The 14,927-nt window shown below is 41.1% G+C and carries 11 protein-coding genes and 1 rRNA gene; 5 read left to right on the forward strand and 7 right to left on the reverse strand.

Annotated elements, in window-relative coordinates; genetic code table 11:
* Positions 1 to 74: 74 nt before the first annotated feature.
* Positions 75 to 2,660, reverse strand: coding sequence for a bacterial transcriptional activator domain-containing protein (locus AC1DRQ_RS19455; protein WP_477426448.1), 2,586 nt, complete (start codon positions 2,658 to 2,660; stop codon positions 75 to 77).
* A gap of 507 nt (positions 2,661 to 3,167) precedes the next feature.
* On the opposite strand from AC1DRQ_RS19455, the gene AC1DRQ_RS19460 reads away from it, so the two are divergent.
* Entirely contained in the window at positions 3,168 to 5,957 is a 2,790-nt protein-coding gene (locus tag AC1DRQ_RS19460) for an outer membrane beta-barrel protein (RefSeq protein ID WP_477426449.1), read from the forward strand.
* 5 nt (positions 5,958 to 5,962) lie between these two features.
* Positions 5,963 to 6,739 (forward strand): GLPGLI family protein, encoded by a 777-nt coding sequence (locus AC1DRQ_RS19465; RefSeq protein ID WP_477426450.1) that lies wholly within the window; start codon positions 5,963 to 5,965, stop codon positions 6,737 to 6,739.
* Between the two features lie 74 nt (positions 6,740 to 6,813).
* Here AC1DRQ_RS19465 and AC1DRQ_RS19470 read toward each other — a convergent pair whose 3' ends face one another.
* Genes AC1DRQ_RS19470 through AC1DRQ_RS19490 form a run of 5 tightly spaced genes read right to left on the reverse strand, consistent with a single transcriptional unit; the run spans position 6,814 to position 12,223 of the window.
* Positions 6,814 to 7,602 (reverse strand): SDR family oxidoreductase, encoded by a 789-nt coding sequence (locus tag AC1DRQ_RS19470; protein WP_477426451.1) that lies wholly within the window; start codon positions 7,600 to 7,602, stop codon positions 6,814 to 6,816.
* Between the two features lie 29 nt (positions 7,603 to 7,631).
* The gene (fucP, locus tag AC1DRQ_RS19475; protein WP_429399886.1) at positions 7,632 to 8,909 is read right to left on the reverse strand and encodes an L-fucose:H+ symporter permease; all 1,278 of its coding nucleotides are present in this window, start codon (positions 8,907 to 8,909) and stop codon (positions 7,632 to 7,634) included.
* Between the two features lie 39 nt (positions 8,910 to 8,948).
* Entirely contained in the window at positions 8,949 to 10,163 is a 1,215-nt protein-coding gene (locus AC1DRQ_RS19480; RefSeq protein WP_477426452.1) for a DUF6786 family protein, read from the reverse strand.
* Between the two features lie 7 nt (positions 10,164 to 10,170).
* Entirely contained in the window at positions 10,171 to 11,028 is an 858-nt protein-coding gene (locus AC1DRQ_RS19485; RefSeq protein WP_477426453.1) for a fumarylacetoacetate hydrolase family protein, read from the reverse strand.
* Between the two features lie 22 nt (positions 11,029 to 11,050).
* Complete coding sequence (locus AC1DRQ_RS19490; protein ID WP_477426454.1) at positions 11,051 to 12,223, reverse strand: glycoside hydrolase family 172 protein; 1,173 nt, start codon at positions 12,221 to 12,223, stop codon at positions 11,051 to 11,053.
* Between the two features lie 314 nt (positions 12,224 to 12,537).
* Here AC1DRQ_RS19490 and AC1DRQ_RS19495 point away from each other — a divergent pair, with 314 nt between their 5' ends.
* The 3 genes from AC1DRQ_RS19495 (at position 12,538) to AC1DRQ_RS19505 (ending at position 14,386) form a co-directional block, all read left to right on the forward strand.
* A complete protein-coding gene (locus AC1DRQ_RS19495; RefSeq protein ID WP_477426455.1) occupies positions 12,538 to 13,125 on the forward strand; it encodes a Crp/Fnr family transcriptional regulator in 588 nt (195 codons plus the stop codon).
* Positions 13,126 to 13,275: 150 nt separating this feature from the next.
* Positions 13,276 to 13,992 (forward strand): pirin family protein, encoded by a 717-nt coding sequence (locus tag AC1DRQ_RS19500; RefSeq protein WP_477426456.1) that lies wholly within the window; start codon positions 13,276 to 13,278, stop codon positions 13,990 to 13,992.
* Between the two features lie 94 nt (positions 13,993 to 14,086).
* Entirely contained in the window at positions 14,087 to 14,386 is a 300-nt protein-coding gene (locus tag AC1DRQ_RS19505) for a hypothetical protein (protein WP_477426457.1), read from the forward strand.
* 437 nt (positions 14,387 to 14,823) lie between these two features.
* Here AC1DRQ_RS19505 and rrf read toward each other — a convergent pair.
* Positions 14,824 to 14,927: ribosomal RNA gene (gene rrf, locus AC1DRQ_RS19510) — 5S ribosomal RNA — on the reverse strand; the annotation flags it as partial.

The following is a 14,927-nucleotide window of genomic DNA, read 5'->3' on the forward strand; positions in this document are numbered from 1 at the left end:
CTTCGTACCTCGCAATGACGTGATGGTGAGGGGAAGGTCGAATACTGACTTTACTGCTAAGCGTGAGCTGGAACTTAACGTTGATCTGTTTTGTTCGAGCATATCTTATCGAAGGGAACCGGGTACTCAATACCCAGCGATTTTTCATATTCCGCTATAAACTCTTCGTACACTTTGCGGGCGTATTCAATACCCTTTATGCGCCTGAGCGCTTTTAGTTTATACTTTAAGGCTACGTCATTAAAGGGATCAATATTTAAAACAACACGGGCTATCTCCAGCGCTTTCCTGAAATCGCCGGTTTCATATATCCTTTTAATCTCGGGTAATATTACCGGCATCAGGGCTTCTTCATATACCAGCTTGATATCGTCGAGCCAGGTTTCGGGGATATGCTGTAATAACCCGCCGCGCGCAATAAGATCAAAGTAATTTAATATGGATAGCTCAGCTGGTTTGTCTGCACTACTCATCAGCTTAATGGCATCGGTTACGGTAAAATAGTCGCAAAAAACGTTATCACCTAATTTAAAACAATAAGTATCATTTAAAAAGGTAAGTTCAATACCCTCTATATCGGCAATAATGTTACGCAGGTGATTAATGGTTACCCCTTTGATGTTCTTTGTTTTTACAACGTCCTTATCGGGCCATAAAGTGGTTGATATTTTTTTGGATACCACTCCGCTTTCGTCCTTACTGTTTAGCAGTACCAGGATAAATAACTGCTTTATTTTAGGACTAAACAGGTAGGTGATATCCCTGCTGTTTTTATCATACACGGTAAACTCACCTAACAAATAAACCGCGTTGGCCTTTTTCTCGTCCTCCTTTTTATTGACAGGAACTATTGCCGCGGCACCCTCTTCATCAGACTGCTGTGTTGGTTCATTTGTTTTTCGTCTTTTAAGGTATATCAATGTTCCGGTTATTAACAGGATGGCCAGTATCCCCGTTATTACGTATCTATAAACCGGAGGAGCAGGGGCAATTGCCTGCTGCGACCTTTCATAATCCTGCTGACTTACCGGCGGGAACTCCAAAGCCAGTATCCTGATGGTTGAATTGGCGGGTGTGGTAAACTCTTGTATGGTGCAAAAAAACTCCTCCTGCGCTGGGTTAAAGAATAGGTTAATATCGCTTTCAATGCGCTCAGATGTAACCGGGATAGTCCCGCTAACTACCTGGTATGAGCCATCTTTTACAGAAAATTTGTATAACCTTAATTGCGTTTTAGGCTTTTCATGCGGATAGCACAGTGCGTAAAAGTATTTTTTATCTTTTGAAATGAACAGGTTATTGGTTGGTACAAAATCCTCTTCATCGGGCTTTATTTCCCAGCATTTTTTTATGGTATGGTTGGTTAAGTTAACCTTGTACAAATCATAAAAATGTTTGCCCCCCACTATCTGGTTACCTGATTGATTACCATATCCGCCAAAAATATATACTTCGTTATTTTCATTGGCCTGACTACAAGCCGAAAAAAAACGCGGCGATATCCTGTCGCCTGTAAATATCGTTTTGTCCCAGTTATCAGTCTGCTTGTTGTACTTAAAAAAATCGTTATGGTAGGCAAATGAACCATAACCACCAAAAAGATAGAGGCCTTCCTGATCTTTATCATAAAATATATTGTGGTGGTGCCTTTGTTCCTGAATGTTGGCATGGCCAACTACATCCCATTTTAAGGTACTCAGATCAAGTGAGGCAATACACGGAGAAGGCTTAGATGCCCGCAATACTTCATAAGCGTAGCACTTGTTCTCTTTCGTGTTTATAATGCTTTTACCTAATAGCAATGGTATGGGTATTTTGTTTTGAAGGGCCCTGGCCGATATGATGCCATTTTTCATATCATAAAGCACCAACGAGTCGCTCTTGAATATAAACACTGTTTGATCCCTGGCATTAAAATTAATACCCGCTACTTCATTAAAACTAAAGTTGGCCCGTTTTTCCCAAAAATAAGAGCCGTTAATTAGCCAAACCGGATTTTCCACGTGGCCCCTTATCTCATCGTGGTTGTCATATACATTTTTACCCGACCACTCGTTTAGGGCAAAGGCATAGCTTTTATTATCATCGCCAATAGTTAAATTCTTAATAGCCATTTTGGGCACATCAGAGTAATGTGGGTTTTTCCCGAAGGTAATAATGGGTGTTATTTTACTATCAAACCCAAAATCAGTGGCTTTATACCATTTACCGTTTACATAAAACCCTACGGTATTGGCTTGCAGATCAATATCAACCTTTATATTGATCCAATGCCTTTTTTTTAACTGGGTCAAACTGAGCGGTATTTTGATCTTATTGCTTTTGCTGTCGATATTAAAGTTTAATGTTGGCGAACCCTTGTAATTAAAGATGTATGTTAAACTATAGGAGTTATTTTTATTATCAATTATGTTAAATACATAACCCAAATGGTCATTATCCCACAACGACAGATCAAAACTCATCCTTAAATGATCATAAAATGTAGGCACATCGGTATTAAAAACCGTATAGGATGTACGTTCGCCAAGCAAACTGTCATTGGAGTTAAACATCAATCCCTGGGCTTTGCCTTTAAATGCCGGCAGCAGCATAATAAAAAGAAATACGATCTTATATAGCTTTAAATTCAGCAATAAAACTTTACTTTTTTTTACCATTTCGGAGCATAAGTTTATAGTTAAACCAACCAGGGGATTGGCCGTTTAAATAACAATGCTAAAATATACTTTTTTTAAGTAACAGATGGTTAAAGAAATTGTCCCATCCGGGTTTTTATTTACCCACTATCAACTCAAAATGTTAACCGTTCATCTGGATTTATACTCAAACTTCCGAAAAATGTTGATATGGCGCTGGTAGTTTTAGCAAATCTAATTACACTAACCCCGTCATGGCCGGCTCTCGTATCAGTGTAGCATATATTATTATGATTTATTGTTTGTGCTGTAATGGGTATTTTCTTTGGATATTATCCAGCACAAAAAGATGCTCGCTTTGATCCTATTGAGATGTTAAAATATGAGTAAACGTATATTTTATATGCGAAAGAAAATCAATAAGTTATATAAAACAGCCATTATTAAATGTTAAAATTACAGGTTAAAGTGTTAAATTCCTTTGAATACTAAACTTTTAGTTATATCTTGGTTTCCATAATCTACCTTATGAAAATCACAATTTCTGCATTAATAATATTTTGTTTAAGTACAATTTCTGTGTTTGCACAAAACAATTATTCAATCAATGGTTCCGTAGCCGATACCGCATCCAACGCCCAGTTAACAAATTCCACTGTGATGGTTTTAGCAGCCAAAGATTCGATGCTTCAAAAGTTTACCCGGGTAAGCAACGGTACATTTGCAATGAACAATCTAAAAAAAGGGAAATTCATATTGATGGTGACTTATCCGGGCTATGCCGATTATGTAGATCGGTTTACGCTTGATTCTGCACATACCACACACGATTTCGGGCGCATCAAAATGATACTCAAGTCGCAGTTGCTGGCCGAGGTTATTATTAAAGCCAAAGTAGCCGCTGTTAAAATAAAAGGCGATACTACCGAATTTAATGCGGCGGCATTTACCGTGCAGCCTAATTCTAAGGTAGAGGATCTGCTTAAACAATTGCCCGGCATACAGGTAGATAAGGACGGCAAAATAACTGCCCAGGGCCAAACTGTAAGCAAGGTATTGGTTGACGGCGAAGAGTTTTTTGGTGACGATCCTACCCTGGTTACCAAAAACCTGCGCGCGGATATGGTTGATAAAGTGCAGCTATATGATAAAAAAAGCGACCAGGCCGCATTTACCGGTATTGATGATGGCGTGAAAAACAAAACCATCAACATTAAACTTAAAGAGGATAAAAAGAACGGCTATTTCGGTAAGCTGGATGCCGAGGGCGGTACCGATGGTTATTACCAGGAACAGGCCATGTTCAACAGATTTAAAGGAAAGCAAAAATTCTCGGCCTATGGCACTATTGGTAACACTGGTAAGGTAGGTTTAGGCTGGGACGATAATTCCAAATATGGGGGCACTGGTTTGCAGGTTAGTGATGACGGCGGATTTTATTTTTATGGTGGTGGCGGCGACGACCTGGACTCCTTTAGCGGCAGATATAACGGGCAGGGAATTCCATTGGCCCGATCCGGAGGTTTACACTATGATACCAAATGGAATAATGATAAGGAAACACTAAATACCAATTACAAAATAGGCTCATTAAATGTTGATGGCAGCAAAAATACTTTAACCCAAAATAACCTGCCCGGAACATTCATTACCTCTAATAACGATCAAACCTTTCACAATCACATGTTCAGGCAAAAGCTTGATGCTACCTACACTGTTAAGCTTGACACCTCATCAAATTTAAAAATAGCGGTTGACGGTACCATAAAAAGCAGCATCACTGACGATAAATATAATACCCGGAGCTTAAGAGGTAACGATACTTTGTTGAACACTAACAACAGGAGTGTACTTAATAACACCGATCAAAAAATATTTAATGCTAACATACTTTATACTAAGAAATTTAAAAAGGTGGGCCGCACCTTCTCTGTAAACATCAATGAGGCGCTCAATCAAAATGAAACCAAAGGCTTTTTAAAATCCGAGATCGATTATTATAACATTGGCGGCGGATTGGATAGTATGCGCAAAATTGATCAATATAAAACTACGCTGACCCACACTTCGGTATTAAATACCAATATTACCTATTCAGAACCCTTTACCAAAACATTTGCCGTTATCGTAAATTATGGGCTGGGGATAAACAATGGCCGATCGGACAGACGATCATTCAACCAGGCATCGCCCGGCGAATACACCTTGTTAGACAGTTCGCTAAGTAATAATTTTAAACTGAACCAACTATCAAACCAGTTTGGAGCGGTTTTTAACTATAAAAAAAATAAAACCATTGTCAACTTTGGTACAAAGGTATCAGTCGTGGATTTTAAACAGATTGATGAATTTACCAATAACACCATTACGCGTAATTTTGTAAACTGGAACCCGCAGGCCAGCTTTCAATATAAGTTTTCGCAGCAACAAACATTCTCTTTAAACTACAATGGCAATACTACGCAGCCTACAATTAACCAAATACAGCCTGTAATAGTAAATACCGATCCATTGAATATCACTTTAGGTAACCCCGATCTTAAGCCATCATTTACCAACCGGCTAAGCTTTTATTACTATTCCTATAAGGTATTAAGCAGCCAGTCTATCTACCTCAATGGCTCTTATTCACGCACTATAAACCCTATTGTGAGTAATGTAGTTACCGACTCGGCAGGGGCCAGTACCTATCAGTCATCAAACCTGAAAAATAAGCAGACATCTAATTTTTATTTTAATACAGGCTTTGGCCAAAAACTCTTTAAAACAGATATAAATGGGGGGATTAACCTGGGAGCAAATGGAAACACGTTTTATAACATGACCAATAACCTGTTAAATGAAACCAAATCATATACTTACACGGCGCAATTGAGATTTTCAGTATACAAACAAAAAAAATATGACTTTTGGACAAGTGCCGGCCCTACCTATACCGTTAACTCATCGTCATTGCAGCAACAGGTAAACAATAATGGTCGTGGGTTTAATGCTTACGGAGGATTTAATATTTATCTGCCCGGAAAATTCCAAGTAAGTTCCGATGCTAATTACCAGTATAATGCCGCAACACAGGCATTTAGTGAGGATTTTAAACGGACTACCCTGAATGCCAATATCAGCAAATCATTTTTAAAGGATGAAAGTCTGAAATTATCCATTTCGGGTAATGACCTGCTAAATCAAAACACGGGCTACAGCAGAACCGGTTCTACCAATATTCTTACCCAGGAACGCTATACTACTATACGAAGATATTTTATGCTTTCGCTTGTTTGGGATTTTAACCACATGGGCGGCGGCACACCTAAAAAATAATGACCATGAAATACATTCTGCTATCAATCACTTTTTTATTTGTGCTTAGCGGCAACCGGCTATTTGCACAAAACAAGCATTTTACACAGAACGGCACTATTACTTTTGAAAAAACCATTAACATGTTTGCCGTTTTTCAAAAACAAATTAATAAGGATAATGAAAGTTATCTGCAACCCGCTTATGATGCTTATAAAAGATCGCAAAAACAGTTCAAGGTATTAAAAAGCACCCTGACCTTTGGTAATAATAAAACATTATTTACCCCCATTGAACCTGAAAACGTTTCGAATAATTTTTTTTCAAATGGTCCGCTGTCAAACCAGGTAAATAATGTTTTTACAGATCTTAGTACCGGCACAAACATTACCCAGAAAAATGTATTTGAAGAAGTTTTTCTGGTAAAAGACAGCACAAGGAAAATTAGCTGGAAAATTACAAATGAAACCCGTGATATTGCCGGCTATACCTGTCGCCGGGCCAACGCCTTAATGCTTGATTCTATTTATGTGGTGGCCTTTTATACCGAAGAGATACCCGTACCCGGAGGACCTGAGTCATTTTGCGGTTTACCAGGAATGATATTAGGCGTAGCCCTGCCCCATGAAAACGTTACCTGGTTTGCAACCAAAGTAACCGATATGCCTGTTGATGATAAAGCCCTTACCCCGCCTAAAAAGGGGAAAGCGGTAAATAACAAACAACTGCATGATAAGCTGGTATCAGTAATGAAGAATTGGGATACTCAGGGGCCTTTGTATTTAAAAGCATTTTCGCTATAACCAGTCAGCAATAATAAAAAAAGCCTTACGAAGTTGAAGCTTCGTAAGGCTTTTATATGCTTAATACGCCCTCATCAGGCATTGGCCAGCGCCCTGTCAAGGTGCACATAACCACCATCAACATATATCAGTTGCCCGGTTGTATGGCTTGATCTTGGCGATAGTAAGAAAGCGGTGGTATTGGCAATTTCTTCGGAGGTGGTCATGCGGTTACCCAGTGGTATTTTTGATTCAATTTCGCGCAGCTTGGCTTCTGGGTCCGATAGTGTTTTTATCCAGTTGGCATATAGCGGAGTCCAGCACTCGGCCACCACAATAGCGTTTACACGTACCCCATACTTTAACAGTTCAACAGCCCATTCCCGGGTTAAGGCATTACGACCCCCGTTTGCTGCAGCATAGCCCGAGGTATGTCCCTGTCCGGTATCGGCGGTTTTTGAGGTGATGTTTAATATAGCGCCTTTTGATTTTTTTAATTCCGGTAAAGCATGGTGCGCCATCAGGTAATAATGCACCACATTTTTATGCAACGATGCTACAAAACCTTCATAATCTCCACTCTCCAAACCTACGCCATCATTTACACCGGCGTTGTTCACCAGCCCGTCTATACGGCCAAATTGAGCAACAACAGCTTTTATAGCTTTTTCGCTTGCTGTGGGGTCGGTAAGTTCGGCTACTACCTGGAAGGCTTTGCCGCCCGCGGCTTCAACCGCATGTACCACTTTAAGGTTATCGGCCTCAACGCGGCCAACTATAACCGGTATAGCGCCCTCGCCGGCCAAAACTTTTACAATCCCCTCGCCGATGCCCTTCGCACCGCCGGTTACTATAATTACTTTATCTGTGAGTTCTAAATTCATCTTTATATGTTATAATTATTCAATACTTATTAATGCGCTACAACTATTTCTACCTCTTTTACTTTCAGGTTTTTAACAGCAAAATAAAATACAAACAAGAAACAGGCTGCCGGTACCAGGTAGGCCACCTGTATATTGGTCATATCAGACAAGCGACCCATGATGGGCGGGAAAACAGCCCCGCCAACTATAGCCATGATCACCAGGGATGAACCTTCTTTTGTTTTGCCACCCAAACCACGGATGGCTAATGAAAATATGGTCGGGAACATGATTGACATAAAAAACTCAACACCAATTAACGCGAATACAGGGAACTTTCCGTGTAAAAAAACTGATAGCACGATCAATGCTACATTGGTAATACCGAAAATAGCCAGCAGTTTTACCGGGTTAATAAAGGTCATTAAGAATGTCCCGATAGCCCGGCCTGCCAAAAACGCAAGCATGGCGGCTGTTAAGTAATTTGCTGCTAATTTTTCATCCATTCCGGCTACACGTTCAGAAAAACGGATGAAAAAGCTACCTACACAGGCCTGTGCGCCCACATAAAAAAACTGTGCTATTACTCCTGCTCTTAAATTCTTTTCTTTAAAAAGAGAGCCCATTCTTTGAAAAACCGATAAGCTTTCATGATGTTCCATTCCTTCGCCTTCTTCAACAATTACAGGCAAATGTGTTCTGAATAAAAGTATAGCCACTATTAATACCCCGACGCCTATAATGATAAAAGGCATTTGTACCGATGATGCTTCTTTGTTCAAATATTCATTTAACTGACTTGGCGACATGGCCGCTTCCTGTGCTGCTGTTAAAGTTTTACCTGATAAAATGACCAGTCCTCCTACAAATGGTGCCAGCACGGCTGCCAGTCCATTGAACGACTGTGCAAAATTTATACGCTGTGTAGCTCCTGCCGGATCGCCGATCACCGTAATGTATGGGTTGGCCGCAGTCTCCAGGAAAGCTGCTCCTGAAAATATAATGAACAATGCTCCGAGGAAAAACGCATAGTTTCTTACTATCGATGCAGGGTAAAATAAGAATGCTCCTACAGAGAAAATTATCAAACCTAACAATATCCCGCCTTTATAGCCATAACGTTTCATGAATTGGGCGGCGGGTATGGGTAACAAGAAATAAGCAAAATATGATGCGGAATCAACCAATGATGATTGCAGATCGCTTAACTGACAAGCCTTTTTAAGGTGAGGTATTAATATGGGATTAAGGTTTAAAGCAAAGCCCCATATAAAAAACAGGGAAGTGATAAGGGCTACTGCAAACAGATCTTTATTTTTTGACATTGGAGATTGTAATTGGTTTATAATTAGGTTTTAACTGGTTTATTTAAATGTTGTTGTAATATCATGAAGTGAAATGCCCAGAGTTTTCAGGGCTATTTTATTCAGACCTTCCTTATCGCCGGTAAAATGAAACACACTATGTTTGTGCGATAAGCTTTCGCCCGGTTTTAAGAATGCTGCCGGCGATACACTTTCAATTTCATAAAATGGCCCCATTTGGCTGCCGTTTGCCAGTGGCCCGTCGTTATAAGCATTAACGGCATCACCCGTAAACGGCTCGGTATCTGGTTTCCATTCCTGGTTCAAATAATCGGCTTTGCTATCCAAATCAAAAAGGGTAATGGTTAACACCTGGTTGGCATCATCATAACTACCAGCCATATTTTTGGCTCGGTTTGGCGGGATACCCAGCTTACCGCGCGATTTTCCATCCGCCTTGAATAATAATACACCGCTTTTGTAGCTGATCCTGTCTTTTGGTATTTCGCCAAAGTAGTTTGTGGTGGCAATTTTACCCGTAGCTTTTTCCTGAAAAGGCACAACAATTACCGTTTTTGGCGAGGGTGTAAACATATCCAGGTTCCATAAACAAGGTGCCCCGCTGGTTTTATCCCAGGCTGTAGTGCCGCTGTTAATAATAGTATTGGTAGTGCTAAACCCTACAGATTTAATCGCAGTACCCGGGTCATCAATTCCCAGCATTTGTTTTATATCGGCGGGCTCCAATATTTCAATGTCGCGTTGTAGTTTTATGGTTAATTCTGTACCTGCATAATTTTGTATGTAGGTGTTTTTCGTCAGACTGGCTTTTTTACCGGTTTCCGAAACCAGATCCCAGCTTTCATTATCAATGGCAGGTGGGGTATGCCAGTTATCGAACTCCATTTTGGTACCGGGCTTAAAAAACAGGGAGAACCTGCCGCCCTCGGGGCCAAGCCACAGGCGGTCTTCACCACCGTAGGCGTTCATATGAGGGTCGGGCTCTTTGACATCAAATGTTTTATAATTTATCCAGCCAAAGCTTTTGCCCACTGCACCACCAGCTGTTGATGTAAATACTTTAGCCTGGTATTTTGGCGAAACTATCACCTGACCATTGCCATCGTTACTTTTTAAAACAATAACACTGTCTTTGGCTTTTAAAAATTTCAGGTCGTACCCAAAGGTACCTTCGGCGGGTTGGTCCATTTTAGTATCACATGCATTTAAACAGGTCATCAATAAAGCAAAAAATAAAGCATTAACCCTTCTCATGCCATTATTATTTATGTTTTGGATTTAGTCCGATAGTATTTACCAGCATCCCTATCCCATCAATCGTGATCTCCACCACATCGCCTTGCTGCAGCGTAAAAGTAGGTGGCGGCACCAAACAAGTACCTGTCATTAAAAAACACCCTACCGGGAAATCGCATTCGCTATATAAATAACCCACCAGTTCGGTAAAAGAACGCTTAATACGTGATACTGTTGTGGCATCCTCGTAAACAGCTTCGCCCTTACGCTTAATGATCATTTTTATGACCGATTCCGTAGCAATAGGTGTTGATGTTACCAGCAGGCAAGGGCCCAGCGCAGCACTTTTTTCGTATATTTTTGCCTGCGGCAGATACAAAGCGTTTTCACCCTCAATACTCCGCGAGCTCATATCGTTACCTATCGTATAACCCTGAATAATTCCTTTGGAATTGATGAACAGGGTAAGCTCGGGCTCGGGCACGTTCCATTCCGAATCCTTACGGATATAAACCTCGGTATTATGGCCTGCCACCCTTTGTGCTATGGCTTTAAAAAATAATTCGGGCCGGGGAGCATCATACACCTTATCATATAAACTTGCACCACCCGAAGTTTCCGATTCTTCCATCCGGGCATCCCGGCTTTTGAGGTAGGTAACACCGGCTGCCCAAATTTCCTGGCTGCCTATTGGCGGCAATATCTTACCGCTCAAATATTCATTTTTTACTTCCGCACTTATTGGGGTAGTATCTTCGGATATCAATTGCAGATACGCAGCCAAATCATCACGATTAATCAGGCTGTCCCATTCATCGTCAATAATATAAGCGGAGTCATTATATTCCAAAAGAACGCCTTTCGTTATTTTATATAGTTTCATCAAGCAGATTTAAGTTTCAACATTAGTTAACTTCCAGTTCGTCACGTGAGGGGAGTTTAGGGAAAGGGCCGTGCGGGCCGCTCTGGTACCAAAACACGGTTGATGCAATGTCATCCTGCAAAGGCATATACCGGCCGTCGTGCCGCCAGCCCAATGCTTGTATAGTAACCTTCAAACTTTTTTCGAATCGTATCGGATCAGCAATATGCCAGCGGTATAAACCAAAACGCTGCGCAATACTGTAATGTCCGTCGCCGCGGATCACCTGGTGCAAGCCACTGTAAGGACTGCAAAATTCAGTGTATTCTGTCTTCTCTTCCTCTTTACCGTTAGCATCCTTATGATGGGTGTCAAAGTCATACGATCCGCAAAAATAGTCCTCGGTTCCTGTGCCATTTATGGTAGGAAATTTGGTATCGCCGTCCATAAAAAATTTGATCTCGCCTTCGCCCCACCAGCCGTTTTTGTTGGAGCCATAGGCCAGATAAGTCCCCACATACTGCCCTTTGCCTTTAATACTATCTACCAAAACAAAATCTTTTTTATAAGGCAATGGGTTTACCCTTCTGAACTGCGCATGAAAATACGCGGCATCATCAGGAACTTGTGTAAGTGTGTAATCAACCTGATAATATAGCACCATATCCTTGTCATCAATGTTTTCCATAGTTATGCGGCATTTTTTGCGGAATGGCATTGGCCAGTAGCAATTAAACGCGCTGCCCGGGTTAACTGCAACTGCCAGCGACTGCAATGGTGAGTATTTACCCCAGCCCATGCAAAAAAAATCGCCAACCGGCACTTCAACAGATGGGGTTGTTTCATCGTCCCAGTAAAAACGGAGTATGGAGTAACGCCAGTTGCCGGTAGGTGTCATCCAGATATGCTGAACAGCACCCGGGCCATCAATTTCGGCAATGGTATAAGTGGTTCCTTTTTTTATAATTACGCTCGGACTTACTTTCCAGGTTTGCCCCAGGTCACGCGCGGCATTGGCGCCGGTTCCGGTGGTCGCCATGCCCCCTTTTCCCTTTTCGCCATTAAAATTCTCGGGACTTATCGACCGTGTTTTGGCATCAGATAAACGGTAAATATTACCAAGGTTTACATCAAGGCCATTAAATTTTTGTTGAGCAAATGCAGACGATGTAGCAAAAACAAACATCCAGATTATTAAAGCATAATTCTTCATCATAAGGTTATCTATTAATAATTACTTTATGCATTAATTGGAAATGCATATCGGGTTTACATAGTTTGCAAATTACCTGCGGGTAAACAGCCCTAAGGTATTCACAATCATATTAATAATTTTCAACTTATAAATCCTGCTTTATAAGCATAACATACCTTTATTTTGGCATTAATAAAGCTAATTTACATCAAATTCAAGGCAGGATATTACAGGCCTATAAAGGCTAATTTACATTTTATTAAAAAAAATAAGCCTCAAAAAGAATAATTGCTTATACACTGCCTTTATAAAATAAATAAAATTCATTTTTGCATATGTCGTTTAACCTCATACTTCAAAATCTTGCAAAACATATCCATTTAACCAAAGAGGAGCAGGATATCTTTACCACCTATCTGCAACCTAAAAAACTAAAGCGCAAACAGTTTTTGCTTACTAATGGCGATATATGCAAACATTCGGCCTTTGTTACCGCCGGCTGTTTAAGGGGTTATACTGTTGATAAGGGCGGCATTGAACATGTGCTGAGCTTTGCCCCGCCAGATTGGTGGATAGCCGATATGTACAGCCTGCTCTCACAAAAACCGGGCATCCTTAATATTGAGGCATTGGAGGATACTGATGTACTGTTGCTATCAAAAGCAAACCAGGAGAAATTATACTTGCAGATACCTAAGTTTGAGCACTTTTTCAGGATACTTGTTGAAAACTCATTAGTGGCCAGTCAGCAAAGATTGATCGATGGATTGAGCCTTACTGCCGAAGAGCGTTATAATAATTTCTGCAAACGTTATCCTACCCTGATTGATCACTTGCCACAAAAACAAATAGCATCATATATTGGTGTTACTCCCGAATTTTTTAGCCGGATGCGGAGTGAGATGGTGAGGAAGAAGTTTTAAGTCGAAAGGCCTTAGTTAGAAGTCATGGTGACTCGACTTTATTTTATGACTTAAGACTCAAAACTCCAGACTTATGACTTTCTTAATGTACATCAAGTGTACACCATTCTTGCTGCCTTAAATTTGTTGTACAATTTAAAAGCAAACATTATGGCACAAACCATTTTTCATAAAGCCGAAACACGCGGCCACGCCAACCATGGATGGCTCAGCAGCTATCAGTCGTTTAGTTTTGCGGGATATTACAATCCCGACAGGATGCAGTTTGGTGCATTGCGCGTATTGAATGATGATACGGTGGATGCCGGTATGGGCTTCGGCAAACATCCGCATGATAACATGGAGATTATTTCCATACCATTAGAAGGCGATCTGGAGCATAAAGACAGCATGAACAATGTGGCTGTAATAAAAAATGGCGATATACAGGCCATGAGCGCCGGTACCGGAATTTATCATAGTGAATACAATAACGACCGGGCCAGCCAGGTCAAGTTTTTACAGATCTGGATATATCCCAACAAAAAGAATGTAGAGCCCCGGTACGATCAGCTAACCCTTAATTTAGAAGACAGACATAACAAATTACAGCAGGTATTATCGCCGAATGCTGATGATGCAGGCGTATGGATCCATCAGGATGCCTGGTTTCACCTCGGTAAGTTTGATAAAGGGATTGATACCGAATATGCCATCAAAAAACAAGGTAACGGCGTTTACGCTTTTGTACTTAGCGGCCAGGTTGAAATTAATGGTGAGCTATTAAATACACGTGATGCACTGGGCATTTGGGATACCGGTCAATTTAAGATAACCGCCCTTACAGATGCAGAATTTTTGCTGATAGATGTCCCAATGGAGTTTTAAGTTTTTTATTGATGATTGATGAGTTGTTCGGCCCCCTCTTTTGCCAAAGGCAAGGAGGGGTGCTGAACAAAGGGATAATGTTAAATTTCAAACAATGAACCAAACACAAATATTAGTAATAGGCCGCCATCCAGAGATACTGGCAACCGTAATACGCCTCGTAAATAATAACCCGGCCTGGAATGCAACCGGCTGCATTACCGATGAGGAAGCCATGAGTACCTTTGACAAACAAACATTTGCCATGGTACTGTTGGGTGGAGGCATTGAAGAACCATCAGAAGATAAGCTAAGCACCTATTTTAGGGCTAATAACCCAGATGTTAAAATAGTACAGCATTACGGTGGCGGGAGTGGGTTGTTGAGTGCGGAGATATATGAGGCGTTGGGGTAGGAAATTACCAATTACAACTATTGTAGAGACGCATCACATGCGTCTTTTTTTATGAGTAAGGGGTTTTCCCTTTATTGGTTATTAAATAAGCCCGCCGGGATTCTGAAGATGATAATCCCCGTATATATTCCCTCCCCACGGGAGGGGTGAGGTGATTGTGCAGTGACCGGGAGGGGTTTCTACACGCGACACAAACTTGCAATGCTTACTAAACCCCTTCCTCCCCCTTCCCCAGGGAAGGAATCACACTACCCCAGGCTTTCTTTTTATGCAAATGGTGACCGTGTTTTGTCAGTAAGGTTACAAATGTATATACCTGATTACCAGGCGTTCATTGGTGTTCCTTCGCGTTCACGGGTGTACATATGAACACTTCGGGAGGAAAGTTGATTGCACAAAAAAGCCCTTGACTGTTTCCAGCAAGGGCTTGATTTAAGATTGGGCACCGACCTACTCTCCCACGTTTTACCGCAGTACCATCGGCTCTGGCGGGCTTGACTTCTCTGTTCGGAATGGGAAGAGGTAGACACCGCCGATATAG

Source organism: Mucilaginibacter sp. P4_E8 (assembly GCF_056401495.1).